General features: G+C 74.0%; 17 protein-coding genes and 1 pseudogene. 15 read left to right on the plus strand and 3 right to left on the minus strand.

Annotated elements, in window-relative coordinates; all coding sequences use genetic code 11:
- The first annotated feature begins 34 nt into the window (after positions 1-34).
- A complete protein-coding gene (locus IE329_RS32155) occupies positions 35-3,031 on the plus strand; it encodes an SCO7613 C-terminal domain-containing membrane protein (protein WP_190214553.1) in 2,997 nt (998 codons plus the stop codon).
- 58 nt (positions 3,032-3,089) lie between these two features.
- Here the strand turns inward: IE329_RS32155 and IE329_RS32160 are convergent, their stop codons facing one another.
- A complete protein-coding gene (locus IE329_RS32160) occupies positions 3,090-3,749 on the minus strand; it encodes an HAD-IA family hydrolase (protein ID WP_190214554.1) in 660 nt (219 codons plus the stop codon).
- Between the two features lie 124 nt (positions 3,750-3,873).
- Positions 3,874-5,018, minus strand: a pseudogene (locus IE329_RS41035) (dihydrofolate reductase family protein).
- A 321-nt stretch (positions 5,019-5,339) separates the two neighbouring features.
- Here IE329_RS41035 and IE329_RS32175 point away from each other — a divergent pair.
- Positions 5,340-6,731, plus strand: coding sequence for a DUF3616 domain-containing protein (locus tag IE329_RS32175; protein ID WP_373311360.1), 1,392 nt, complete (start codon positions 5,340-5,342; stop codon positions 6,729-6,731).
- Between the two features lie 114 nt (positions 6,732-6,845).
- On the opposite strand, the gene IE329_RS32180 is transcribed toward IE329_RS32175, so the two are convergent.
- Positions 6,846-7,433: a pyridoxamine 5'-phosphate oxidase family protein gene (locus tag IE329_RS32180; RefSeq protein WP_190214557.1), complete on the minus strand. Its 588-nt coding sequence runs from the start codon at positions 7,431-7,433 to the stop codon at positions 6,846-6,848.
- A 145-nt stretch (positions 7,434-7,578) separates the two neighbouring features.
- Here IE329_RS32180 and IE329_RS32185 point away from each other — a divergent pair, with 145 nt between their 5' ends.
- The 13 genes from IE329_RS32185 to IE329_RS32245 form a co-directional block, all read left to right on the plus strand.
- Entirely contained in the window at positions 7,579-8,391 is an 813-nt protein-coding gene (locus IE329_RS32185) for a methyltransferase domain-containing protein (protein ID WP_190214558.1), read from the plus strand.
- Positions 8,392-8,518: 127 nt separating this feature from the next.
- Complete coding sequence (locus tag IE329_RS32190) at positions 8,519-9,952, plus strand: DUF4190 domain-containing protein (protein ID WP_190214559.1); 1,434 nt, start codon at positions 8,519-8,521, stop codon at positions 9,950-9,952.
- Between the two features lie 261 nt (positions 9,953-10,213).
- Positions 10,214-10,366: a hypothetical protein gene (locus IE329_RS32195; RefSeq protein ID WP_190214574.1), complete on the plus strand. Its 153-nt coding sequence runs from the start codon at positions 10,214-10,216 to the stop codon at positions 10,364-10,366.
- A 10-nt stretch (positions 10,367-10,376) separates the two neighbouring features.
- Entirely contained in the window at positions 10,377-10,772 is a 396-nt protein-coding gene (locus IE329_RS32200; protein WP_190214560.1) for an NUDIX domain-containing protein, read from the plus strand.
- Positions 10,773-11,195: 423 nt separating this feature from the next.
- Positions 11,196-13,898 carry a SpoIIE family protein phosphatase gene (locus IE329_RS32205; protein ID WP_229927940.1) on the plus strand — a complete coding sequence of 901 codons (2,703 nt, stop codon included), beginning with the start codon at positions 11,196-11,198 and terminating at the stop codon, positions 13,896-13,898.
- 218 nt (positions 13,899-14,116) lie between these two features.
- Entirely contained in the window at positions 14,117-16,681 is a 2,565-nt protein-coding gene (locus IE329_RS32210; RefSeq protein WP_373311361.1) for a SpoIIE family protein phosphatase, read from the plus strand.
- A 181-nt stretch (positions 16,682-16,862) separates the two neighbouring features.
- The gene (locus tag IE329_RS32215) at positions 16,863-18,755 is read left to right on the plus strand and encodes an ABC transporter family substrate-binding protein (protein WP_190214562.1); all 1,893 of its coding nucleotides are present in this window, start codon (positions 16,863-16,865) and stop codon (positions 18,753-18,755) included.
- Positions 18,756-18,841: 86 nt separating this feature from the next.
- Positions 18,842-19,420: a Uma2 family endonuclease gene (locus IE329_RS32220; RefSeq protein ID WP_190214563.1), complete on the plus strand. Its 579-nt coding sequence runs from the start codon at positions 18,842-18,844 to the stop codon at positions 19,418-19,420.
- A gap of 294 nt (positions 19,421-19,714) precedes the next feature.
- Positions 19,715-21,583 (plus strand): translational GTPase TypA, encoded by a 1,869-nt coding sequence (gene typA / locus IE329_RS32225; RefSeq protein ID WP_190214564.1) that lies wholly within the window; start codon positions 19,715-19,717, stop codon positions 21,581-21,583.
- Positions 21,584-22,258: 675 nt separating this feature from the next.
- Positions 22,259-23,890, plus strand: a complete 1,632-nt coding sequence (locus tag IE329_RS32230) for a peptide ABC transporter substrate-binding protein (RefSeq protein WP_190214565.1) — start codon at positions 22,259-22,261, stop codon at positions 23,888-23,890.
- 143 nt (positions 23,891-24,033) lie between these two features.
- Positions 24,034-24,960, plus strand: coding sequence for an ABC transporter permease (locus tag IE329_RS32235; RefSeq protein WP_190214566.1), 927 nt, complete (start codon positions 24,034-24,036; stop codon positions 24,958-24,960).
- Complete coding sequence (locus tag IE329_RS32240; protein ID WP_190214567.1) at positions 24,953-25,894, plus strand: ABC transporter permease; 942 nt, start codon at positions 24,953-24,955, stop codon at positions 25,892-25,894. The genes IE329_RS32235 and IE329_RS32240 overlap by 8 nt, the downstream gene beginning before the upstream one ends.
- 16 nt (positions 25,895-25,910) lie before the next feature.
- On the plus strand, positions 25,911-26,326 hold a 416-nt coding region (locus IE329_RS32245), incomplete at its 3' end, for an ATP-binding cassette domain-containing protein (RefSeq protein WP_190214568.1).

A 26,326-nucleotide genomic window follows, 5' to 3' on the forward strand; every position in this document is an offset into this window, starting at 1 on the left:
TGTGCGGCGCCCGCCCGGCCGGGACACTCTGGGCATGACCAGTACTCCGCCCCCCGGCCCCGGCGCACCCGGGCAGGTTCCGGCGTGCCCCGACTGCGGGGCGCCGTTCGAGACGGACCGACCCGCCCGCTGCGGCCGCTGCCGGCTGCCGCTCACCGGGGCGGCCGCCGCGACGCTCTGGCAGGTGACGCTGGCGTTGCAGGGCGTCGAGGCGCAACGGCTGGTGCTGCTGCGGCAGCGGGACGACCTGCTCGCCGGGCTGCGGGCCCGCCGGGACGAGCCGGAGGGCGCCCCCGCCCCGGTGCCCGCGTTGCCCGCGTGGGGCCCGCAGCGGCCCGGGGCACCGGCCGCGCCCGGGCGCCCGGAGGTGTCCGGGCGATCCGCGCAGACCGCCCTGCTGGTGCTGGGCGGCCTGCTGGTGAGCATCGCGGCGCTGGTCTTCACCGTGGTCAGCTGGGGGTACCTGGGGATCGGCGGCCGCGCCGCCGTGCTGGCCGCGCTGACCGGGTGCGCCCTCGCGCTGCCCCCGCGCCTGCGCCGCCGTGGCCTGTCCGCCACCGCGGAGACCTCGGCCGCGATCGGCCTGGCCCTGGTGCTGCTGGACTTCTTCGCCGCGCGGGCGGCCGGCCTGGCCGGCCTGGACGCCGTCGCCCTGCCCGCCTACTGGGCGGCCGCCACCGCGCTGACCGGCGCCGGGGCGGCCGCGTACGGGTGGGTGCTGCGGCTGCGCCTCCCGGTGGTGGCCGGGGTCCTGCTCTGGCGGCTGCCCGGACTGCTCGTCGTGGACGCGCTCGGACTGGGCGGTGCCGACGCCGTCGCCACCGCGATGGTGGCCACCGCGGCGGTCGACCTCGCGGTGCTCCGGGCCGTGGCCGGCCGCGCCCCGGCCCGGGCGCTTCCGGCGGCCGGTGCGGTGACAACTGCGGTGACCGCACCGGTGACCGCACCGGTGACCGCACCGGTGACCGCACCGGTGACCGCACCGGCGGCCGGTCCGGCGGCCGGTGCCGCGTCGCGGAGGACCGTCGGCGCCGTGCCCCTGCAGGCCGCGGGTGCGGTCGCCGCCCTCTGGGGCGGGCTCGGCGCGTTCCTCGCCGGGCAGGCCTCGCTGTCGGCCGTGCTGGTGCCGCGTCTCCCGGCGGCGTCCGCGGCGGCGGCAGCGGCCGCGGACGAGCGCTGGGCCGTGGTCCTCGGGGCCTGGCTCCCGCTGGGCTGCTTCGCCCTGCTGGCCCTGGCGGTGTCGCTCCGTCACCCGCGCCCCGGGCGCCCCGGCCTGTCGGCCGGCCACCGCCGGGTGGCGGCCGCCCTCGGCGGTGTCGCCCTGCTGGTCGCCTGCGGTGGAACCGTCGCCGCCGGGCCGGCCCGGGAGTGGGGCGCGGTCGCGTACGCCGCGCCGGCCGCGCTGCTCGCCCTCGCGACGGGCGCCCTGCTGCGCGGCTCCGGGTCCGACCGTACGGGGGCCGGTGAGCAGGCCTCGGGGCAGCGGCGGATGCTCGGGCAGGCCGTGCCGCTCGGTCTGTTCCACGCCGCCGCGCTCGTCCTCGTGGTGGCCTCGGTGCCGGCCCTGGGCGAGATCGTGCGGGCCGTCCTCGCCCCGCTGGGGCAGGTCCGGGCGGCCTGGGCCGGCGGTCCGGCGGCGTCCTGGGCCTGGTCCGTCGCCCCGGCCGCCGTCACGGGCCTCTGGCTGCTCCTCGCGGTGCTCGCCGCGCTGGCCGGGTACGGCCTGACGAGGGCCGACCTCGCAATCGCGCCGGCCGCACCCGCGGCGGCGGCCGCCGGGGTCCCGGCGCCGGCCGGGGCCGACGCCACCCGGGCAGCCGCACCGGCAGCCGTTCCGGCAACCGGTCCCGCTGCGGGCCCGGCCTCGGGACCGGCCTCCGGTGCCGCTTCGGGTCCCGCCGCCGGGCCGGTCGGCGGCTTCGCCACGGCCGCCGCGCTGCTCGCGGTGCCCGCCCTCGCGCTGCTGCCGGTGGCGCTCGGGCTGCCGTACGGTGTCGCGGTCGCCGTGGCGGCGGGCTCGGCGGTGGCCGCGGTGGCGTACGCCCTGTCGCGCCCGGTCCGGCCGGCCACCGCGGTGGCGCCGGTGACGGCCGCGGTGCTGGCGCTGCTCTGGGCGCCGGCCGACCAAGTGGCGACGATCGCCGTCCTCGCGGTGCTCGCCGCCCTCTCGGTCGTCCTGGCGGTCCGCGCCGGCGCGGCGCCCGCCGGCGCGGGGCCCGCCGTCCGGGTCGTGGCCGCCGCCTGCGCCGTGGCGGCGTCGGGCGCCGAGGGCGCCGCCGTCACCGCCACCGCCGGCGGGACCCTGCCCGACGTGACGCTGGCGATGCTCGGGGTGGCCGTCGCCTCGGCCCCGGTGGCGGCCCGGACCGGCGGCGCCGTCTCGCGGGCGGTGGAGGGCACCGGCTACGCCCTCGGGGCGCTCGCCCTCCTGCTGACGGCCGGCGCGCCGGGGCGGCTGGCGTTCGCCCTCGTGGTGGCGGGCGTCGCGATGTCCGGGGTCGCGCTGCGCCCGGAGCGGCGCCGGGCCGCCTCGCTCGCCGCGACCGCGCTGCTGATCGTCTCCTCCTGGATCCGGCTGGCGCTCTCCGGGGTGGGCACGCCGGAGGCGTACACGCTGAGCGCGGCGGTGGCCGCCCTGGTGATCGGCGGCCTGCGGCTGCGGCGCCACCCCGAAGCCGGGTCCTGGACGGCCTACGGCCCCGGTCTCGGTCTCGGGCTGGCGCCGAGCCTGCCGGCGATGTGGGTGGACGGGGGCTGGCTGCGGCCGCTGCTGCTCGGTTCGGCGGCGCTGGTGGTGACGGTGCTGGGCGCCCGGTCGCGGCTCCAGTGCCCGCTGGTGCTCGGTGGCGGCGTCCTGCTGCTGGTGGGCGTGCACGAGCTGGCCCCGGTCGTGGTGCAGGTGCTCGGCCTGCTGCCGCGCTGGGTGCCGCTCGCCTTCGCAGGCCTGCTGCTCCTCGTCCTGGGGGCGACCTACGAGCAGCGCCTGCGGGACGCCCGCCGCCTGCGGGCCTCGCTGGGCCGGCTGCACTGAACCCGCCGGGAGCCCGGCCGGGCCGGCCCGCGGCAGGCCGGCCCGGCGGGCCGCCCGGTCAGCCGACCCGGACGGTCAGCGTGCCGTCGGCGCCGGCGGTCACCTCGACCCGCTCCAGCGAGTCCACCTGGACGGTCGGGGCGTGGGCGGCGGCCCGGGGCCCGATGCCGACCACCTGCATGCCGGCCGCGAGGGCGGCGGCGATGCCGGCCTCCGAGTCCTCGAAGGCCAGGCAGTCCGCCGGGGCGAAGCCGAGGGCGGCGGCGCCCTTCAGGAAGCCCTCGGGGTCGGGCTTGCTGGCGCCCACCGACTCCGCGGTGACCAGCACCGGCGGCAGCGGCAGCGCGGCCGCGCCCATCCGGACCCGGGCCAGGCCCTCGTCGGCGGAGGTCACCAGGGCGTGCGGGAGGCCGGCCAGCGAGGCGAGGAAGGCGGGCGCGCCGGGGACGGGGACGACGCCGTCGGTGTCGGCGGTCTCCTCGGCGAGCATCAGGCGGTTCTCCTCGATGTTCTGCTCCATCGGGCGGTCCGGCAGCAGGATCGCCATCGAGAGGTGGCCCTGGCGGCCGTGCACGACGCGCATCGCGGCGTCGCCGTCCAGGCCCTGCCGGGCGGCCCAGCGGCGCCAGCAGCGTTCGACGACGGCGTCGGAGTTGACCAGGGTGCCGTCCATGTCCAGCAGGAGGGCTCGGGCGGACAGCTCGGTGGTGACGGGCACGGCGGGGCTCCTCGGAAGGCCGGTGTTTGTTTCAATATGATACAAACCATCCGGGCCCGACCCGACGGCGATCCGGCCGCGGGCCCGCGGGCCGACGGCGATCCGGCTCCGGGCCGGCCCGCGCTCACCCGAGCAGGTGCGCGTTGACCTTCCGGGCCTCGGCCGCCAGCTCCGGCAGCTCCACGACCTCGATCCCGGCCGCCTCCAGCAGGGCCGTGCCCTGGCAGCCGGTGACGAAGAGGTCCGGCTCCCGCCAGGCCACCACGACCCGGCCGACGCCCGCCGCGATCAGCAGCCGGGAGCAGGTCAGCGGCCGGGAGGCGCGCTGCCCGCAGGGTTCGAGCGAACTGTAGACGGTCGCACCCAGCAGCCTCGGGTCCCCGGCCGGGAGCTTGGCGAGGGCGGCCTCCTCGGCGTGGTCGAGCGGATCGCCCTCCCGGCTGTACCCCTCGCTGAGCACCACGCCGTCGACGCCGACCAGCACCGCGCCCACCGAGAAGGCCGTTGCGGACGGCGGGCAGAGCCGGGACAGCTCGACGGCGCGCCCGAGCAGGGCGAGGTCGGCGGCTCGCTGGTCAGTGGTCACGCGGCTGGCTCCTTCGGGGCGTACCTGAGCAGGACGACATCACCCACCGTACGGGCCTCCAGCAGCCGCATCCGCCGGGCCGGCCCACCGGGGAAGGCGGCCGGGTTCACGAACCGCGGCGCCGCGGCCTGGCCGACCAGCAGCGGGGCGAGCACCAGCTGCAACTCGTCGGCGAGACCCTGGGCGAGGAACTGGGTGTGGACGCTGCCGCCGCCCTCCACCATCAACCGCCGCACCCCGCGGGCCCCGAGGTCGTCCAGCACCGCGCCCAGCCCGGCCTCGGCGCCGAGCGCGACCACGTCCGCCAGGCCGTCCAGGGCCGGCCGCAGCCGCCGGGCCCCGTCGTCCGTGGTGTAGGCGACCTTGGCGCCGCCGGTGTGCCAGAACCTCAGCCCGGGATCGAGCGCGCCGCTCGCGCTGAGCGTCACCTTCAGCGGGTACGCGGGCCGGCCGGCGGCCACCCTGGCGGCCCGCCGGGCGGGGTCGTTGACGAGCAGCCGGGGGTTGTCCGCGCGCAGCGTGTTGCCACCGATCAGGACCGCGTCGCTGTCGGCACGCTCCGCGTCGACCCGGTCGAAGTCGGCCGGGTTGGAGAGCAGCAGGCGTTCGGGCGAGGCGTCGTCGAGGTGCCCGTCCAGCGACATGGCGGCGCTCAGCAGGACGTAGGGGCGGGTCGGGGCCATGGGTGCGGGATCCGTTTCTGGTCGGGGCACCGTCCACGGTACGACCCGGCGGGGGCCCGGCCGGTGACCGGTGCCCGCCGCGGCCGCGGCCCACCCCGCCGGCCGGTGCGGTGCCCACGCCGGAGGCCGGCCGCCGGCGGGGTGACCGCCCACCGGTGCGTCCGGGCGGGTCCGTCACCGGCCAGCGGTGCGGGCCGGCCCGGTGGTCCGAGCGGAAGGACGGTGTTCGCCCGGCGGCCCGGTGTTGTAGGGGCGGCGTTCGCCCGCGGCGCCCAACCTGATCCGGACCTCGCACCGCCTCGCCGTAGAAGGGCCCCACCAGTGTCGTACCCGCGCCGTCCGCTCGGCCTCGCCGCCGCGCTCACCCTGGCCGCCGCACTGCCCGCCGTCGTCATCCCCGCCGCCCCCGCGCTCGCGGTGACCTACGGAACCCCCACCATCGCGCTCTCCGCCGGCTACCTCTCCGGCGCGGTGGGGGCGACCGGTGACCCGACCGTCACCGTCACGATCGCCCAGAGCGGTGCGGACGTCTCCGCGCTGACCGTCGCGGCCTCGGCCAGCACCAAGACCGCGGTGGCGATGACCACGGACGTCACGGTGGCCGGCACGACCGGCAGCCGCGTCCTCAACGTGGCCGCGCGGGGCGTCGGTTACACGGACCTGACGATCAAGGTGACGGGCCTCGGCGGCAAGACCGCCACCAAGACCCTGCACTACGCGGCCTCGGCGGCCGTCCAGCACTCCGCCGACGCCCGCTACCTGACCGGGTCCAGCGACGCCTCGGCGGCCGTGGACGCGGGCAACGGCTACATCGTGGTGGCGGACGACGAGTCCAACGTGCTGCGCCTGTACGACCGCAACGCCTCCGGCGCGCCGGTGCGCACCTGGGACTTCACCTCCGCGCTCGGTGTCTCCAAGGAGATCGACATCGAGGGCGCCACCCGGGTCGGCAACACCATCTACTGGACGGGCTCGCTCGGCAACAACAAGGACGGCGAGATCAAGGCCGACCGCCGCACCGTCTTCACCACCAACGTCACCGGCTCCGGCGCCACCACCCAGCTCACCCTGGGCGGCAAGTACACCGGCCTGCGCGACGACCTGATCAACTGGGACAAGGCCAACGGCAACCACTACGGCTTCGCGGCCGGCGCCGCCGCCGGCGAGATCCCCAAGCAGATCGACGGCTTCAACGTCGAGGGCCTGGAGTTCGCGCCGGGCAGCACCACCACCGCCTTCGTCGGGTTCCGCGCCCCGCTGACGCCGGCCGTCACCAACGGCAAGGCGCTGCTGGTGCCGGTCACCAACTTCAACCAGCTGCCCGGCGGTTCGGTGCACGCGACCTTCGGCACGCCGATCGAGCTGAACCTGGGCGGCCTGTCCGTCCGGGACATCCGCCGCAACGCGGCCGGCCAGTACCTGATCGTGGCCGGCTCCTGGGCCGCGGACGACAACTCCGACCCGTACGCGCTCTACCGCTGGGACGGCCTGGCCGGCACGGCCCCGGTCAAGCTGCTCGACCTGCCGACCACGGACGCGGGCGGCTGGGAGGCCGTGGTGGACGTCCCCGACCTCACCGTGTCCGGCGCCCGGGTGCAGCTGATCACGGACGACGGCTCCGCCGACCTGTACAACGACGGCACCGAGGCCAAGGACCTGACCCACCCCGAGTGGAAGAAGTCCCGCTCGACCTGGTTCACCGTCACGCCGTAACCGTCGCCGCACCATCGCCCCCGCCGGAGCGGCTCCGGCGGGGGCTTCGGCCTGCCGTACGGCTCCGCCGGGCCCGGCGGGCCGCCCCGGGCCCCGCCGGGCCCGCGAGTCCCGTCAGGCCGCCGGGCGCGGGGGCAGCGGCAGTGGCAGGGCGGGCATCCCGTCGATGCTGGTGCCGACGTGGTCCTTGCCCTCGCAGTAGGTGGCGAACTCGGGGTCGGTCTTGCGGTCGAAGTAGTCCGCGTGCAGGCTGCGGTCCTCGCGGTAGTCCATCAGCGGGACGGCGAAGCCGCAGGAGTCGCTGACCCGTTCGGCGTGGACCAGCACGATCGCCCGCAGGGCGCTGCCGTCGGCCGCCGGGTCGAAGCGGCCGACCAGCCCGGCGAACCGCGGGTCGTCGCGGAAGACCGCCTCGCCGCGCCCGTGCACCCGCACCACGGTGGGCGGCCCGGTGAAGGCGCACCACATCAGGGTGATCCGCCCGTTCTCCCGCAGGTGGGCGATGGTCTCGGCGGTGCTGCCGCCGAAGTCCAGGTAGGCCAGGGTGAGTTCGTCGATGACGACCAGGGTGCCGGAGCGCCCCTTGGGGGAGACGTTGACATGGCCGTCGTCCGCCAGCGGGGCGGTCGCGGCGAAGAAGACCGGCTGGCGCTCGATGAATGCGCGCAGCCGTCCGTCGATCCGTTCGTAGGTCTTTCCCATGCCCCGATTCTCCAGCAGGAGGGCCGTCCGAGGGCAGTCCCTTTTTCGATCGTCTCTTATGTTGAGACCAATATTCTCATTGGGCGAGACGCGGAGTAGCGTCGGAACGGCCGGAGAACGGTCCGGCCCGATCCGAGGGGGCGTCATGACCGAGCATCAGAACACCTACACCCACGGCCATCAGGAGTCCGTGCTGCGCTCGCACCGGTCCCGGACGGCCGCCGACTCGGCGGCCTACCTGCTGCCTTCGCTGCGCCCGGGGCAGGCGGTGCTGGACGTCGGCTGCGGGCCCGGCACCATCACCGCCGACCTGGCCGAACTGGTCGGCCCCGGCGGGCGGGTGGTCGCGGTGGACAGCTCGGCCGAGGTGCTGGAGCAGGCCGCCGCCACCGCGGCCGCGCGCGGGCTGGACAACGTGGTGTTCGAGGTCGCCGACGTGCACCGGCTGCGCTTCGAGGACGGCGAGTTCGACGTGGTGCACGCCCACCAGGTGCTGCAGCACGTGGCCGACCCGGTCGCCGCGCTGCGCGAGATGCGGAGGGTCACGGTGCCCGGCGGCACGGTGGCGGCCAGGGACGCCGACTACGCTGCGATGACCTGGTACCCGCGGCCGGCCGGGATGGACGACTGGGCCGCCCTGTACCAGCGGGTCTCCCGGGCCAACGGCGGCGAGCCCGACGCCGGGCGCCGCCTGCTGTCCTGGGCCAGGGCCGCGGGCTTCACCGAGATCGAGGCGGGCTCCTCCACCTGGACGTACGCGACGCCCGAGCAGCGCGCCTGGTGGGGCGGCATGTGGGCGGACCGCATCCTGAAGTCGGCGATCGCCGGGACGGCCCTGGCCGAGGGCTTCGCCGAGCAGGCCGACCTGGAGCGGATCTCGGCGGCCTGGCGCAGCTGGGCGGCGGCCGAGGACGGCTGGTTCGCGGTGTTGCACGGGGAGGTGCTGGCCCGCGCGTGAGGCGCCCGGGGCGGGCGTGACGGGCCCGTGAAGGTTCGGTGAGCTGGTCCGATAGAGTCGCGCGTCGGTCAGTCGTCGAACTGGTGCCCGCCAGTGGCGGGCGGGGGAGCTCTAGGTGTCGCCGAACATGTCGAAGGCCGGTCCGGGCTCCCCGGAGGACGGCACGCCCGGCCCCGCCGCCGAGCTGCCTCCGGCTGAGCTGCCTCCGGCTGAGCTGCCTCCGGCCGAGCTGCCTCCGGCGGAGGCGCCGCCCGCCGACGCACCGCCCGTCGCGGCACCGCCCGCCGACACCCCGCCCGCCGACGTGCCGCCCGCCGCCCCCGCGCCCTTCGACCCGTGGGCGCCGCCCGGCGAGGCCGAGGCCGCCGCCCCGGCGGCCGCCGGCCACGTCGCGTCGTCCACCCCGCCGCCGGCCGGCTGGCCCCAGCCGCCCGCCGGTGCCCAGCCGCCGCCCGGCTGGGCTCCGCCGGCCACCGGCTGGGGCGCGGTCACGCCGGGCGCGGTGTCCGGGTACCAGGGGATGTACGCGTACCAGCCCCGGCCCACCAACGGAATGGCGATCGGCTCGCTGGTCACGGCGCTGACCTGCCTGTCGCCGGTCGCGCTGGTGCTCGGGGTGATCGCCCTGGTGCAGATCCACAAGCGGCAGGAGCGCGGCCGCGGCATGGCGGTGTCGGGGGTGGTGCTGGGCGTCCTCGGCCTGTTGTTCGGGGCGCTCACGACCGTCGGCCTGGTCCTCGGCGACGAGGACGGCGGCGGGCCGCGCCGGGCGGCCGGGCCGCGCGGCGCGGTCGCCTGGGACAAGGTCGCCAAGGGCGACTGCTACAACCCGGCGCAGGGCAGCGGCGACGCCGGCCGGCAGGTGTCCTGGGTGACCAAGGTGCCGTGCTCGCTCCCGCACCACTCGGAGGCGGCCGGCACCGCGCCGATCACCGCGGCCGAGGGTGGCGGCTACCCGGGCGAGGACGCGATCCTCAAGTCGGCCGACGCGCTCTGCAAGCCGGTCTTCGACGACTACGTGCTGGACGACTGGGCCGTGCCGGACGGCGTCGGCCTGGGCTACATGTACCCGACCCGGGGGAGCTGGCGGGCCTCCGGCGGCGCGGTGATCTGCGTCCTGGAGGACGACGACGCGCAGCACAAGGGTTCGCTGCGGACCGACCGCACCACCCTGACGCCCGCCCAACTCGCCTACCTGGAGGCGGTGAAGCCGCTCAACGCCGCGGCCGACGACATCCCGGAGGACGAGGTGGAGGACGCCCCGGCGGACTACCGGGCGTGGGCGGCGACGATGGCCGAGGCCACCCAGCAGGAGGCCGAGAAGCTGGCCGCGATCGCCTGGCCGGAGGGGGCCCGGGCCCCGGGCGAGGCGATGGTGGCCAGCAAGCCGGCCGCCGTGGAGGCCTGGCACGCGGTGAAGACGGCGCGGGACGGCGCCGAGCTGGCCCGGGCGGTGCGGCGGGCGGAGGGCCTGCTGCGTGACTCCGTCGGCGAGGCGAAGGCCGTCCGCGCGGCCCTGGGCCTGTCCACCGGCGAGCACCCCGGCGACATCCAGGTCTGACCGCCCCGCCTCCCGGACGGGCCACGGGCACCCCCGGTCCGGACCGGCCGGACGCGCCCGGGCGGCCCGTCCGGCCGTCGCCGGCCCCGGTCTTACGCACTGTTAACCCGTCCCGTACCTGCCGGTAGCGGTCGGTGCCTAGCGTCGTGCTCAGGGCCGGCCCGGCTCGACCCCCACGCGAGCCGGGCCCGTCACCCCCGCCCGGGCCCGTCACCCCGCCCGGGCCCGTCACCCCCGCCCGGGCCCGCTACCCTCGCCCGCGTGGAGACGTACCGGGTGATGCGGCAGGACGACAACGGCAATCGGTACCTGGTCGCGGGCGGCCTGGACCGGGCGGAGGCCGAGCGGCTCGCCGCCGAGTTCGAGGCCCGCGGCCACAAGCAGCTGTACTGGGTGGAGTCCGAGGCCGCATAGGGTCGTGGCCATGGAGATCCGGATCGTCGTCGGCGGCGCACTCATCCACCAGGGCCGGGTGCTGGCCGCCCGGCGCAGCGCGCCGCCCGAGGTGGCCGGACGCTGGGAGTTCCCGGGCGGGAAGGCCGAGCCCGGCGAGTCCGAGGAGCAGGCGCTGGAGCGTGAGCTGCTGGAGGAACTGGGCGTCCGGGCCAAGGCGTTGGAGCCGCTGCCGGGCAGCTGGACGGTGCGGGCCGGCCTGGAGCTGCGCTTCTGGGCGGCCGAGCTGCTGTCGGGCGAGCCGCAGCCCCTGGAGGACCACTCCGAGCTGCGCTGGCTGGGCCCGGGCGAGCTGGGCGAGGTGGAGTGGCTGGAGCACGACCGTGACGTCCTGCCGCACGTCGCCCGTCTGCTGGCCCGGGGCTGACACCCACCCGCCCGTACCGCCCTCCCGGCCCCTCGGCGCCCCCGCGCCCCCTGAACCCCCTCCGGGCGCCCCCGGGCACCCCTCCCGCCCCGGGGCACGGCCCCGCCCGCCGGCGCCCCGGCGCGGCCCGGTCGCGGCCCCGCCCGTGGCGGGCCGGGTAGGCCAATCGGAAACCACCGGACGGCTACCGGGATAGCCACGGTTTCCGCGGGGTATGTCACTGTTCGGCAGCATTCGTCACCATCGGTGAGCCGGCCGTTCCGGCCGCACCGGTCGTGACCTGGGATCGGCCACGACATTCCGCGCCACGGCACCCCGCCGAGGCGCGCAGTCCGAGAGGCGGAGGCCCCGTCGGTGTCGAGTACGGGTAATGGCGAGGGAGAACGACGAGCCCAGGGCCTTCCCCGACGGGGGCCGCGGCGCGTGGCCCCCACCGGCCTGGGCCCGCTGCGCCGCGCGCGGGCGGGAGCCGCCGCCGCGCGGGCCCGGCTGCGCTCCGGGACCAGGGCCGCCGGCCCGGCCGCCCGCCGTCGCGAGGACGCGGCCGGCCCCCGCACCACGCTGCCCCTCGTCCACCCGGGCCCCCCGGCGGTGGGCACCCGGGGCGGTCCGGGGCTGGCGTTCCCCGACGCCGGACCGCCGGTGGAGGGCCCGCCGCTGCGGACCGAGGGCAGCCTCTTCGACGTGGTGAAGGTGGCCATCGCCATCCTCGACACCTCCGCCAGGGTGGTGCTGTGGAGCCCGGCGGCGGAGGACCTGCTCGGCTGGCCGAGCGAGCTGCTGGTGGGCCGCCGGATCGACGACCTGCTGGGCGACGAGGAGCAGGTCGTCCGGACCAGGGCGGCGATCCAGGAGACCCTGCGCAGCGGCGGCTGGCACGGGCTGACCGAGATCCGGCACCGGGACGGCCCCGCCGTCGCCGTGGAGGCCCGGATCTCGCTGCTGGTGGACGGTGACGGCACGCCGTTCCTCCAGGTGGCGCTGGCCGAGGCGCGGGCCCTGCAGGCCGTCGAGCGGGACCTCGCGGTGCGCGACGCCCTGTTCGAGCAGTCCCCGCTGGGCATCGCGGTGCTCGACACCGACCTGCGCTACACCGCGGTCAACCAGACGCTGGCCGACATGAACGGCGTCCCGATCGACGAGCACACCGGCCGGACCACCGGCGAGACCCTGCCCGAGCGGGCCGCCGACGAGATCACCGCCATCCAGCGGCAGGTGCTGGCCACCGGCGAGCCCGTCATCGACGTCACCCTGGCCTCCCCGGTGACGGCCCGGGCCGGTTTCCGCTCGATCTCGTACAGCCGGATGACCGACCGGGCGGGCCGGGTGCTCGGCATCTCCGGCACCGTGATGGACGTGACCGAGCGCTACCGGGCGGTGGCCAAGGTCGAGCACGCCCGCCGCCGGCTGTCGCTGCTCAACGAGTTCGGCTCCCGGGTCGGCGACCTGCTGGACGCCTCCCGGATCGCCCAGGAGCTGGCGAGCGCGGTGGTGCCCCGGCTGACCGACCACGCGGCGGTGATCCTGCTGCAGGCCGTCGCGCACGGGGACGACCTGCCCCGGCACGGCCACGACCGCCGTACCTCGCTGCTCCAGCTCGGCACGGCCTCGGTCCAGGACGGCCCGGAGGTGGAGGTGATGCTCCGCCGGGGGGCCCGGATCACCTTCGCGGAGGACTCCGCCTGCGGCCGGGTGCTGCGCACCGGCGTGCCCGAGCTGCTGTCCGGCGCGGACGAGCTGAGCGACGTCACGTACCCGGCCGACCCGAAGATGCAGGCCGCCCAGGAGCTCGGGGTGCACTCGATGCTGGTGGTGCCGCTGCGGGCCCGGGGCATCGTGATCGGCCTGCTGCTGGTCAGCCGGGCCGGCTACCGCGAGGGCTTCGACCGCGACGACCTAGCCTTCACCGTGGAGCTGGCCGACCGGGCCGGCAGTTCGCTGGACAACGCCCGGCTGTACGCCCGGGAGCGCACCGCGGCGCTCACCCTGCAGCGCACCCTGCTCCCGCAGCAGGTCCCGCAGCCGACCGGGGTGGAGGTCGCCTACCGGTACGTGCCGGGCAGCAGCGGCACCGAGGTCGGCGGCGACTGGTTCGACGTCATCCCGCTGCCGGGCGACCGCACCGCGCTGGTGGTCGGCGACGTGATGGGCCACGGGCTGCGGGCCGCGGCCACGATGGGCCGGCTGCGGACGGCGGTGCGCACCCTGGCGGGCCTGGACCTGCCGCCGGACGTCCTGCTGCGGCACGTCCACGAGCTGACCGACGACCTCGCCCAGAGCCCGGACGAGGCGCTGCTGGCGACCTGCATCTACGCCGTCTTCGACCCGGCGACGGCCCGGCTGGTGGTCGCCAAGGCCGGGCACATCCCGCCGGTGCTGATCGTCCCGAGGGAGGCCGCCGGGGAGCCGACCCGCACCGGCGGCCCGCTGCCGGGCGGGGTCGGCCGGGTCCTGGAGCTGCCCTCCGGGGCGCCGCTCGGGGTCGGCGGGGTGCCCTTCGAGTCGGTCGAGCTGAAGATCCCCGAGGGCAGTCTGCTGGCGCTCTGCACCGACGGACTGGTCGAGTCCCGGGACAAGGACCTCGACGTCGGCCTGGGCCGGCTGCTGACCGTGCTGGAGGAGCCGTACGCGTCCATCCAGCAGGCCTGCGAGGCGGTGCTGGGCACCATGGAGCAGGGCCGGGAGCCGGACGACGTCGCCCTGCTGCTGGCCCGGCTCGGCCACGGGCAGGCCGGCACCCCGACGGCCGGCTGGACGCTGCCGGCCGAGCCGACCGCGGTGGCCCGGGCCCGCCGGCTGGTCCGGGCCACCCTGGCGGAGTGGGGCGTGGAGGAGCTGACCGACACGGCCGAGCTGTTGGTCAGCGAACTGGTCACGAATTCCGTCCGCTACGCGAGCGCACCGATCGGCGTCCGGTTGACGCTGGGGAACACCCTGCTGGTGGAGATCTCCGACCCGCTGCCCGACCCGCCCCGGGAACGGCACGCCGCCGAGGCCGACGAGGGCGGCCGGGGGCTGGAACTCGTCCGCCGGCTGGCCCTGCGCTGGGGTGCGCGGGCCGAAGGAATCGGCAAGGTCGTCTGGTTCGAACAGGCGCTCCCGGGTATGGAGCCGGACGAGAGGTGACGCGAGTAGATCGGGACATGACATGGCGTACGGCGGCCCTGGGGGGCGCGCGCGACAGCAGGGGGCGCGGGCGTGGCATTGTGGTTGCGCGGGCGGCCGGACAAAAACCTTCGCCCGATCTGATGTTGTGATGTTGAGGGCGTGTGCGCTCACCCCTCGATGATGAATACTCGGTCTTCTCGACATCCGGACGGTCGCGGGTTGGAGGGGTCGGTCCGTTGAACAGCACCCCGGCGCGGAGCGCGCCGAGCAACAGCGGTCATGTCGCCGTGCCCGGACAGTCCACGGCGCCCGGCGGACTGCCGCGGCCCGCGCCCGCGAACCTGGCCCGCTGGGGCCACGGCCAGCCCGGATCGATCTACGACTACATCCGGGTCGCCACCTTCGCGATCGGCCCGGACGGCCGGATCAGCCAGTGGAGCGACCGCGCCGCCGAGTTCTTCGGCCTGCCCGCCGCCGAGGCGGTCGGCGCCGACCCGATCACCACCTTCGTGCCCCGCGAGCTCTGGGCCCGCGGCCGGGCCAGGCTGGAGAGCATCCTCCGCGGCGAGGAATGGGTCGGCACCGCCCCCTACCGCGACGCCACCGGCGCGGAGAGCCTCGCCGAGCTGTACCTGATGCCCGACAGCGCACTGCCCGCCTCCGGCGCGACCTGCCTGGCCGTCGACCTCGGCCGGCTGCGCCGGATCGAGACCGACCTGGCGGCCTCCGAGGCCGTCTTCGGACAGACCCCGACCGGGTTCGTGCTCTTCGACGCCCGGCTGCGCCTGCAGCGCGTCAACGACGCCTTCGCCTCCGGCGTCGGCCTCGGGCCCGGCGACCTGGAGGGCCTCACCCCGTACGACCTCTTCCCGCCCTCCGAGGCAGACCGGCTGGCCGCCGCCCTGCGCAAGGTGCTGGACAGCGGCGAGCCCGTGTTCGACCTGCGCTTCCACGCCCCCGCCGTCGAGGGCAACCGCCTCTGGGCGATCTCGCTCTACCGCCTCGACGGCGGCGGCGGGCAGCCGATGGGCGTCGCCGGGCAGGTCTCGGACGTCACCAGCCGCCACGTCGCCGAACGCGAGGCCGACGGCGTCCGGCGCAACCTCGCGCTGCTCAACGAGGCCAGCGCGCACATCGGCTCCACCCTCGACCTGGAGACCACCGCCAAGGAGCTGCTGGACGTCGTCGTCCCGCCGTTCTGCGACCTGGCCACCGTCGACCTCTACACCGCGCTGCTGACCGGTGAGAACGCGCCCCGCTCGGGCCGGCTCGGCGAGCCGGTGCTCACCGACGGCTGCGGCGAACTGCGCCGGGTCGCCGTGTCCAGCGTGGTCGGCGGCGCCTCCTCGGTGCTCGGCTCGGTGGCCGGGTTCCCGGTGGCCGAGGCCGGCGGCACGCTCTGTTACCCGCGCCGCTCCCCGCACGCCCGCGCCCTGCGCACCGGGCGCAGCGTCGCCCCCGAGCCGGGGCCGGACCCGCTGCTGCGTTCCACCCTGATCGTCCCGCTGGTCGCCCGGGACCAGGTCCTCGGCCTGGTCCAGCTCTCCCGCGCGATCGGCAGCGAGCCCTTCGACGCCCGCGACGTCGCGATCGCCGAGGAACTGGTCGCCCGCGCCGCCGTCTGCATCGACAACGCCCGGTTGTACCGCCGCGAGCACGAGCGCGCGCTGATCCTGCAGCGCAGCCTGCTGCCCCCGGGCAACCCGGCCGCCAGCGGCCTGGAGATCGCCTGCCGCTACCTGCCCAGCAACAACAACACCGAGGTCGGCGGCGACTGGTTCGACATCATCCCGCTGCCCGGCAACCGCACCGCCCTGGTGATCGGTGACGTGATGGGCCGCGGCCTGCGGGCCGCCGTCGCGATGGGCCAGCTGCGGACCGCCGTCCGGACGCTCGCGATGCTCGACCTCGACCCCGCCGAGGTGCTCACCGCCCTGGACGAGATCGCCCGCGGGCTCGGCGACGACTCCGCCCCGGCGGCCGGCACCACCCCGTACGGCCGGCTCACCTCGCCCGCCGACGAGGAGGCCCGCGAGGTCTACCTGGCCACCTGCGTGTACGCGGTCTTCGACGCCGTCACCCGGCGCTGCGTCTTCGCCAACGCCGGCCACCTGCCACCGGTCCTGCTCAGCCCCGGTGAGAGCGCCCGGATGCTCGACGTGCCGCCCGGCCTGCCGCTCGGCGTCGGCGGCGAGCCCTTCGAGGAGGTCGAGCTGACCCTCCCGGACGGCGCCCTGCTCGGCCTCTACACCGACGGCCTGGTCGAGTCCCGCAAGCACCAGCTGGACGAGGGCCTGCGGGCCTTCCGGCAGGCGCTGTCGGCCGGCGCCAAGAGCCTGGAGGACCTCTGCGACCACGTCCTCGGCGAGCTGAACCCGCACCACGGCGAGGACGACATCGCCCTGCTGATGGCCAAGGTGCACGCCTTCCCCGAGGACTCCGTCGGCGACTGGCACCTGCCGCCCGAGCCGACCTCCGTCGCCAAGGCCCGCGAGCTGGCCTGCAGCTGGCTGCTGGCCCGCGGCCTCGACGAGCTGGTCGACACCACCGAGCTGCTGGTCAGCGAGCTGGTCACGAACGCCCTGCGGCACGGCCGGGGCGACATCCGGCTGCGGCTGCTGCGGGACCGGACGGTGGTCTGCGAGGTCTGGGACGACGGCTACGCGCAACCCCGCCAGCGCCGCGCCCAGGAGACCGACGAGGGCGGCCGCGGCCTGCAGCTGGTCAGCCTGCTGGCGGAGCGCTGGGGCAGCCGCCGCACCCCCAAGGGCAAGATCGTCTGGTTCGAGCTGAGCCCCTGACCGGCGCGGCGGCCACCCGGCCGCCCCTCACCGGCGGCCCTTCGCCGGGCAGCCGGTTGTCCGCCACGCGGGTGCTTCGGCAGGCCGCCCGCCGTGTCGGGCCGGTGCCCGGCACCGCCGTCGCGTTGAGTGGTGACCCACCCCGGTCATCGGGTCACCCGACCAGCCGACGGAGCCGAGCATGCGCGCCCGCCAGTTCACCGCCGCAGCCGCCGCGCTGCTCCTCGCCGGCCTGCTGACCGGCTGTTCGGACGACCCGGCACCGGCCGCCGTACCGGCCTGGGACGTCAGCGCCGCCGACCGGGCCCAGGTCCGCGAGGGGGGCACCCTGCGCTGGGCCGTCGACGCCGTCCCCACGACGCTCAACGTGTACCAGCCGGCGGCCACCCCCGACTCCGAGCTGATCGCCCGGGCCGTGCTGCCCTCGCTCTTCCGCTTCGACGAGCACGCCCGCCCCACCGCCGACCCGGACTACCTGCTCTCCGCCGAGTCCACCCCGGCCGGGCAGTCCCCGCAGGTCGTCACCTACCGGCTCAACCCGAAGGCGGTCTGGAGCGACGGCACCCGGATCTCGGTCGCCGACTTCACCGCCCAGCGCAGCGCGCTGGCCGGCGCGAACCCGGCCTACCAGGCGGCCCGGCCGGCCGGGTACGACGCGATCGACTCGATCACCCAGGGCGCCGACGCCACCGAGGTCAAGGTCACCTTCAAACGGCCGTACGGCCAGTGGCGGGCGCTGTTCGGCCCGCTCTACCCGGCCTCGGCCACCGGCTCCCCGGAGGCGTTCAACCAGCCGCTCGCCGGCGAGTTCCACACCTCGGGCGGGCCCTTCCTGCTCGCCGACTACGACCGGACGGCGGGCCGGGCGGCGCTGGTCCGCAACCCGAAGTGGTGGGGCGACGCGCCGAAGGCCGAGCGGATCGACTTCCTCGCCACCCCCGCGGCCGCCCGGCTGGACGCCCTCGACCAGGGCAAGCTCGACATCGCGACCCTCACCGACGCGGTCGACCGGGCCGGCGGTGCGGAGCCCTCGGCCGCCCAGGCCGCGGCCACCACCGTGCCGTCGGCGTCGGCGTCGGGGGCCGCGTCCGCCGTACCGTCCCCGCCGGCCGCGGCGTCCGCCTCCGGTACCGCCTCCGCCTCCGGTACCGCCTCCGCGGCCTCGGCCGCCGCCGCGCCGCCCGACTCGGCCGGGGTCGCGCTGGCCGTGGCCTCCGCGCAGGCGCTCAAGCGGGCCGAGTCCCTGCCCGGGCTGTCGCTGCACCGGGCGGCCGCCCCGGCCCTCACCGAGCTCACCCTCAACTCCGCCCGGGCCCCGCTCACCGACCCGGCCGTCCGCCGCGCGCTGGCCCGGGCCGTCGACCGCCGGAAGGTCGCCGACGCCGCCCTCACCCCGCTCGGCCTGCCGGCCACCCCGCTCGGCAACCACCTGCTGGCCGTCGGCCAGGACGGCTACCAGGACAACAGCGCGGTGGCCGGGGACGCCCCCGCGACCCAGCTGCTCGACGAGGCCGGCTGGAGGACCGCCGGCGGCTCCGGAACCCGGTCCAAGGACGGCAAGGAGCTCAGCCTCACCCTGCTGCTGCCGGAGGGCTCGGCCACCGCCCGGCGCACCGCCGAGGCGCTGACCGCCGACCTGGCCGGGGCCGGCATCGCCGTGCAGGCCAAGGCCGTCCCGGTCGCCTCCTTCGTCAGCGGCCCGCTGGCCTCGGGCGACTTCGACCTCGCCCTGTTCTCCTGGCCGGCCACCGCCTCCCCGGCCACCGACGAGCGGGCCGTCTACGCCAAGCCCCAGCCCGGCCCGGACGGCGCCCCGCGGCTCGGGTCCAACTACGCCCGGACCGGCACGGCGGAGATCGATCTCCTCTTCGACCGGGCCGCGGCCGAACTCGACCCGGCCGCCGAGCGCTCGCTGCTCCAGCAGGCCGACGCCCGGATCTGGGAGCTGGGGCACTCCGTCCCGCTCTACCAGCGCCCCGACCTGGTCGCCGTCCGCACCGGCGTGGCCGGCGCGGGAGCGTACGGTTTCGCCCGGCCGCGCTACCAGGACCTCGGATTCCTGGCCACGACCTGACCAATCCGCACGAAAGGGTGAACCCGGACCGAAGTCGTGGCACTACGCTGTGTACCAGGGCCGGACTTCCGTCCATGGGAGCGACGATGACTCGCGAGAAAATGCCGGACTGGGCCATTCCGCCGGAGGGCGGCTTCACCGCCGAAGACCTCGACCGGCTCCCCGACCTGCCTCCGCACACGGAGCTGATCGACGGGAGCCTGGTACTCGTGAGCCCTCAGCGTGACTTTCACAGCGTCGCCATCGACCTGCTCATGGCGGGCCTGAGAGTGACCGCCCCAGGGTTCTTGCGGGTCCGGCGCGAGATGACGGTCACCCTCGGCCCCCGCCAGCGCCCCGAGCCCGACCTGATGGTGGTCAAGGCCTCGGCCGTGACCGGCCCCGAGCTGACCAGTTTTCGGCCCGCCGACGTGTTGCTGGCCGTCGAGGTGGTCTCCCCGGACTCGGAGGAGCGCGACCGCGAGCGCAAGCCGGACCTCTACGCCGGCGCCGGCATCCCGCACTTCTGGCTGGTCGAGCGCGAGGGCGGCCGGCCGGTGGTGCACGTCTACGAACTGGACGCCCCGACCCGCAAGTACGTCGCCGTCGGCATCCACCGGGAGCAGCTGAAGCTCGCGCTGCCGTTCGCGATCGACATCGACCTGACCGCCATCGACCAGCTCTGACCGCGGTCCGGGCGCGACGGCTAGGCGCGGCCAGGACACCCTCTCCCGGGCCCGTCCGGACGGTCCCGACCGTGCCGGGTGACCGACGACACCCCCGCTCCGCAGGCGGGGGCACGTGGCCGTTTCGGCCCAGCTGGGTGGTTCCCAGTACCATAGGAGAAAGCCGTGGCGTGTCTGCCCGGCGGGTGGACCGGTAGTAGCAGGCGGAACGGGCGGCGGCGATCAACAGGGATCGCAGGTCGGCGTCACGCAGCCGGGCGCCGTAACCCACGACTCCGGGAGAATCCGCTCCGCATGCCCACGCGCAATGACATCCGCAACGTTGCCATCGTCGCCCACGTCGACCACGGCAAGACCACGCTGGTCGACGCCATGCTGAAGCAGGCCGGCGCCTTCGCCGCCCACCAGCACCTCGACGACCGAATGATGGACTCCAACGACCTGGAGCGCGAGAAGGGCATCACCATTCTCGCGAAGAACACCGCCGTCAAGTACCACCCCAAGGAGGGTGGCGCGCCGATCACGATCAACATCATCGACACCCCCGGCCACGCCGACTTCGGTGGTGAGGTCGAGCGCGGCCTGTCGATGGTCGACGCGGTCGTCCTCCTGGTCGACGCCTCGGAGGGTCCGCTGCCGCAGACCCGCTTCGTGCTCCGCAAGGCCCTGACCGCGAAGCTCCCGGTCATCCTCTGCATCAACAAGACCGACCGTCCGGACTCCCGGATCGACGAGGTCATCAACGAGACCTACGACCTCTTCCTGGACCTCGACGCCACCGAGGAGCAGATCGAGTTCCCGATCGTCTACGCCTGTGCGCGTGACGGCGTCGCCTCGATGACCAAGCCGGAGAACGGCACCGTGCCGCCGGACAGCGACTCGCTGGAGCCGTTCTTCTCCACCATCCTGGAGCACGTCCCGGCCCCGGTCTACGACGAGGACGCCCCGCTCCAGGCGCACGTCACCAACCTGGACGCCGACAACTTCCTCGGCCGCATCGCGCTCTGCCGCGTCGAGCAGGGCGAGCTCCGCAAGGGCCAGCAGGTCTCGTGGATGAAGCGGGACGGCTCGATCCAGCAGGTCAAGATCACCGAGCTGCTGATGACCGAGGCGCTCACCCGCAAGCCGGCCGAGGTGGCCGGCCCCGGCGACATCTGCGCCGTCGCGGGCATCCCGGACATCATGATCGGCGAGACCCTGGCCGACCTGGAGAACCCGGTCGCCCTGCCGCTGATCACGGTGGACGAGCCGGCCATCTCGATGGTCATCGGCACCAACACCTCGCCGCTGGTCGGCAAGGGCGGCAAGGGCCACAAGGTCACCGCCCGCATGGTGAAGGACCGCCTGGACCGCGAGCTGATCGGTAACGTCTCGCTCCGCGTGCTGCCGACCGAGCGCCCCGACGCCTGGGAGGTCCAGGGCCGTGGCGAGCTGGCGCTGGCCATCCTGGTCGAGACCATGCGCCGGGAGCTCTTCGAGCTGACCGTCGGCAAGCCGCAGGTCGTCACCAAGGTCATCAACGGCAAGACCCACGAGCCGGTCGAGCGGATGACCATCGACAGCCCCGAGGAGTACCTCGGCGCCATCACCCAGCTGATGGCGACCCGCAAGGGCCGCATGGAGACCATGACGAACCACGGCTCCGGCTGGGTCCGCATGGAGTTCATCGTCCCGTCGCGCGGCCTGATCGGCTTCCGCACCCAGTTCCTCACGGACACCCGCGGCACCGGCATCGCGCACTCCATCTTCGAGGGCCACGAGCCGTGGTTCGGCGAGCTCCGGATGCGCAACAACGGTTCGCTGGTCGCCGACCGCGCCGGTGTCGTGACGCCGTTCGCGATGATGGGCATCCAGGAGCGCGGCACGCTCTTCGTCGAGCCCACCACCGAGGTGTACGAGGGCATGATCGTCGGCGAGAACTCGCGCCAGGACGACATGGACATCAACATCACCAAGGAGAAGAAGCTCACCAACATGCGTGCGGCCTCCTCCGACACCACCGAGAACCTGGTGCCGCCGCGCAAGCTCTCGCTGGAGCAGTCGCTGGAGTTCTGCCGCGAGGACGAGTGCATCGAGGTGACCCCGGAGACCGTGCGCATCCGCAAGGTCGTCCTGGACCAGAAGGAGCGCGGCCGTACGGCCTCGCGCGCCAAGAAGAACTGACGCCCGCTCCGGCGTGCTGACGCTCGCCGCGGTGTCCTGACACCGCGGCCGTGGCGCCACCGGCCGCCGTCCGGTCTCCCGAGAGGGAGGCGGGACGGCGGCCTTCTTCATGCCCGGGACGGCGCCGCGAGGCCCTTCCGGAGGCCCTTTGTCCCCTTTCCTGAGCAACCCTGGCCGCTCCGTCGGATCGTGCACGGATCGATCGGCCCCGGGGTGCTGTCATGCCCGCGGCGGTTTCCGCTTTGTGCCCCCCCGGGGCGCCGGCGAAGGGCCGCGTTAACCGCAATCCCGACTGTTAAGTGAAGGCTGTCTGTTAACGGAGCGCTGTCGACGCGCGTAGCGCCGCTGAGGCCTCTATCACGCCCGGATGTCCGCTGAGCGAACGTGACAATCCGTCATACATGACAACTGTCCGTTTAATACCTGTCTGGCTATGTCTCATATGTCCGATTTTCGAAACTTACCGACCGTTCATGTGACCTAATTGAGATCCGTATTCGTCACTTTCGTCTCCGTGTGTGACGGATAGTGGGTGCAGTCAGGCTCGGGCAAGGGTTACGCGCAGGGGTGCGCGCCGAACCTCGAGCGAGGAAGCACCGCCGGCCAGGCGCTGTTGCCGGCCACTCCCCCCGGTGCTCTCCACGTTTGCAAACACGGATTTCAGGAGGCACACCGATGCGCGGTGCCAGCCAGGCCAAGTGGGTCGTCGCAGCTGTTGCTGTCGCCCTTGCCGCAACTGCTTGTGGCAGCGGTTCTTCCAGCGGTGGCAGCTCCGACAGCGCCGTCAACGCTCAGGGCGTCTTCAGCTACCAGAGCGCCGAGCCGCAGAACCCGCTCCAGCCGGCCAACGCCATGGAGAACCAGGGCGGCCGCATCGTGAAGCAGCTCTTCATGGGCCTCGTCGACTACGACCCGGCCTCGGGCGCTCTGCGCAACCAGGTGGCCGACAAGATCGAGACCACCGACGCCAAGAACTACACCGTCACCCTGAAGTCCGGCTGGACCTTCCACGACGGCACCCCGGTGACCGCGAAGTCCTTCGTCGACTCGTGGAACTGGTCGGCCAACACCAAGAACAACCAGATCAACTCGGACTGGTTCTCCGACATCGCCGGCTACGACGCCGTGCACCCGGAGAAGGGTGACCCGACCGCCGACGCGATGTCCGGCCTCAAGGTCGTCGACGACACCCACTTCACCATCGAGCTGACCGGCCCGGTCTCGTACTTCCAGTACAAGCTCGGCTACTCGGCCTTCTTCCCGCTGCCCACCGGCTTCTTCGCGGACCCGGCCGGCTACGGCCAGAAGCCGGTCGGCAACGGCCCCTACAAGTTCGTCTCGTGGGAGCACAACAAGGCGATCACCCTGGCCGCGTACGACAAGTACGCCGGCACGGACAAGCCGAAGAACGGCGGCATCGTCTTCAAGAACTACTCGTCCGGCGAGGCGGCCTACAAGGACCTCACCTCGGACACCCTGGACGTGCTGGACCAGGTCGACCCGACCGACCTGGCCTCCTACAAGACCGACCTCGGCAACCGCGCGGTCGACCAGGCCCAGGGCGCCATCCAGAACATCTCGTTCGCGCTGTACCAGGGTGACTGGGCCGGCGTCGACAAGGCCAAGGTCCGCCAGGGCCTGTCGATGGCGATCGACCGCGACACCATCACCAAGACCGTGCTGAACGGCTCGCGCCAGCCCGCCGACAGCTGGGTCGCCCCGGGCGTCATGGGCTACAAGGCCGGCGCCTGCGGCGACGCCTGCAAGTTCGACCCGGCCAAGGCCAAGGAGCTCATCCAGGCCGGCGGCGGCGTGCCGAACAACAAGATCACCATCATCTACAACTCCGACGGTGGTCACAAGGAGTGGGTCGACGCGGTCTGCAACTCGATCCGCCAGTCGACCGGCGTCGAGTGCCTCGGTGACCCGAAGCCCGACTTCAAGACCTCGCGCGACATCATCCGCAAGAAGGCCGTGCCGAGCATGATGCGCACCGGCTGGGTCCAGGACTACCCCCTGAACGCCAACTTCCTGCGTGACGTCTACGGCACCGGCGCCTCCGCGAACGACGCCGGCTACTCCAGCCCGGAGTTCGACAAGCTGGCGCAGGAGGCCGACCAGGCCACCTCGGTCGAGAAGACCGCGGACCTCTACCAGCAGGCCGAGGCCGTCCTGGCCAAGGACATGCCGGCCATCCCGCTCTGGTACTACAAGACCAACTCCGGCTGGTCCAACAACGTCCAGAACGTGAAGTTCGACTCCTTCGGCAACCCGGTCTTCACCGGCGTCGAGGTCAAGCAGAAGTAGTTCAGCCCGGCACCGCACGGCTGAACAGGTAGCGGCCGGTGCCCGTCCCATCCCCACAAGGGCAGGACTGGCACCGGCCGTTGGCACGCCGACTCACCTCTGACCCGGGATGACGGCCCGTCAGAGAAAAACATGGAGGAACGATGGGGCGCTTTGTCGCGAGGCGACTGCTCCAAATGATCCCGGTCTTCCTGGGGACCGTCACGCTCATCTTCCTGATGGTGCGTGCGCTTCCCGGAGACGCGGTCAGTGCGATGTGGGGCGACAAGGCGCCGGATCCGGCTCAGCTCGCCGCGTTCAAGCACCGGTTGGGCCTCGACAAGTCCCTGGTCGAGCAGTACGTCGACTACATGCGCAAGCTGTTCATGGGTGACTTCGGGGAGACCATGGCGGGCCGCAAGGTCCTCGACGTGATCACCGAAGCGATGCCCGTGACCATCCGGCTCGCGCTGATGGCCTTCGCCATCGAGATCCTGCTCGGCGTGACGATCGGTCTCTTCTCCGGCCTGCGCCGCGGCAAGGCCTTCGACAAGGGCACCCTGGTCCTGACCCTGCTCCTGATCTCGATCCCGGTGCCGGTGCTGGGCTTCGTCTTCCAGACGGTCTTCGCCACCAACCTGGGCTGGGTCACCCCGACCGTCCAGGACTCGATGAACCTGGGCCAGCTGCTGCTGCCCGCCTTCGTGCTCGGCTCGCTGTCGCTGGCCTACGTCGCGCGGCTGACCCGTACCTCCATCGTGGAGAACGTGCGCTCCGACTACATGCGCACCGCGGTGGCCAAGGGCCTGCCCAAGCGCAGGGTCATCGGGACCCACCTGCTGCGCAACTCGCTGATCCCGGTCGTCACCTTCCTGGGCACCGACCTGGGCGCCCTGATGGGCGGCGCGATCGTCACCGAGGGCATCTTCAACGTCAAGGGCGTCGGCAACGCGCTCTACCACGCGATCAACCTCAAGGAGGGCGGCACGGTCTCCGGCTTCGTCGTCGTCCTGGTGCTCGTGTACCTGGCCGCCAGCCTGATCGTCGACCTGCTCTACGCGGTCCTGGACCCGAGGATCCGTTATGCCTGACCTGATCCAGAAGAAGTCCGCCGACATCCCCGCGCAGCGCGCGGGCGGTACGGCGGAGCCCAAGCCCGAGAAGGCCCGCAGCCTCGGCTCGGACGCCTGGCACGACCTGCGCCGCCGCCCGATCTTCGTGCTCTCGGCGCTGCTGATCCTGCTGCTGATCGTGATCGCCATCGCGCCCGGCCTGTTCACCTCGGTGGACCCGCGCGCCGGCGACCTGCGCAACCACTTCCTGACCAAGCCGAACTACAGCCACCTGTTCCAGGCGGACTGGTTCGGTTACGACGGCCAGGGCCGCAGCATCTACGCCCGGGTGATCTACGGTGCCCGCGCCTCGGTCGTGGTCGGCATCTGCGTCACCGCCGGTGTGACCGTCCTCGGCGGTATCACCGGCATGCTGGCCGGCTACTTCGGCGGCTGGGTCGACGTGATCATCTCCCGCGTCACCGACATCTTCTTCGGCATCCCGCTGCTGCTCGGCGCCCTGGTGATCCTCAACGCCTTCACCTCGCGCACGATCTGGAGCGTCGTCTTCGCGCTGGTCGCGCTCGGCTGGACCCAGATGACCCGCGTGATGCGCGGTTCGGTCATCACGGTCAAGCAGGCCGACTACGTCACGGCGGCCAAGGCCCTCGGCGCCGGCACCTCGCGGATCCTGGTCAAGCACATCCTGCCGAACGCGATCGCCCCCGTGATCGTGGTCGCCACCATCGCGCTCGGCGGTTACATCGCCACCGAGGCGACGCTGAGCTTCCTCGGCATCGGTCTGCAGGACCCGACCATCTCCTGGGGCATCGACATCAACTCGGCCCAGAAGGTCATCCGCACCGCCCCGTTCGCGCTCTTCTTCCCCGCCGGCATGCTGAGCCTGACCGTTCTGGCCTTCATCATGCTCGGCGACGCGGTGCGCGACGCCCTCGACCCGAAGCTGCGCTGAGAGAGGCGGACGCATCATGACCACCGTCATAGACCCGAAGGTCGCCCCCGAGAGCGGGCGCCTCACCCCCGGCACCCCGCTGCTGGAGGTCAAGGACCTGCACGTCGAGTTCGTGACCCGGGACGGCATCGCCAAGGCCGTCAACGGCGTGAACTACTCCGTCGCGGCCGGCGAGACCCTCGCCGTGCTCGGCGAGTCGGGCTCCGGGAAGTCCGTCACCGCGCAGACCATCATGGGCATCCTGGACATGCCTCCCGGCCGCGTCACCTCGGGTGAGATCCTCTTCCGCGGCCAGGACATGCTCAAGATGAGCAACGAGGAGCGCCGCAAGCTGCGCGGCCGGAAGATCGCGATGATCTTCCAGGACGCGCTCTCCTCGCTGAACCCGGTGCTGAGCGTCGGCTACCAGCTGGGCGAGATGTTCCGGGTGCA

The organism is Kitasatospora indigofera (assembly GCF_014655955.1).
Lineage (GTDB): Bacteria > Actinomycetota > Actinomycetes > Streptomycetales > Streptomycetaceae > Kitasatospora > Kitasatospora indigofera.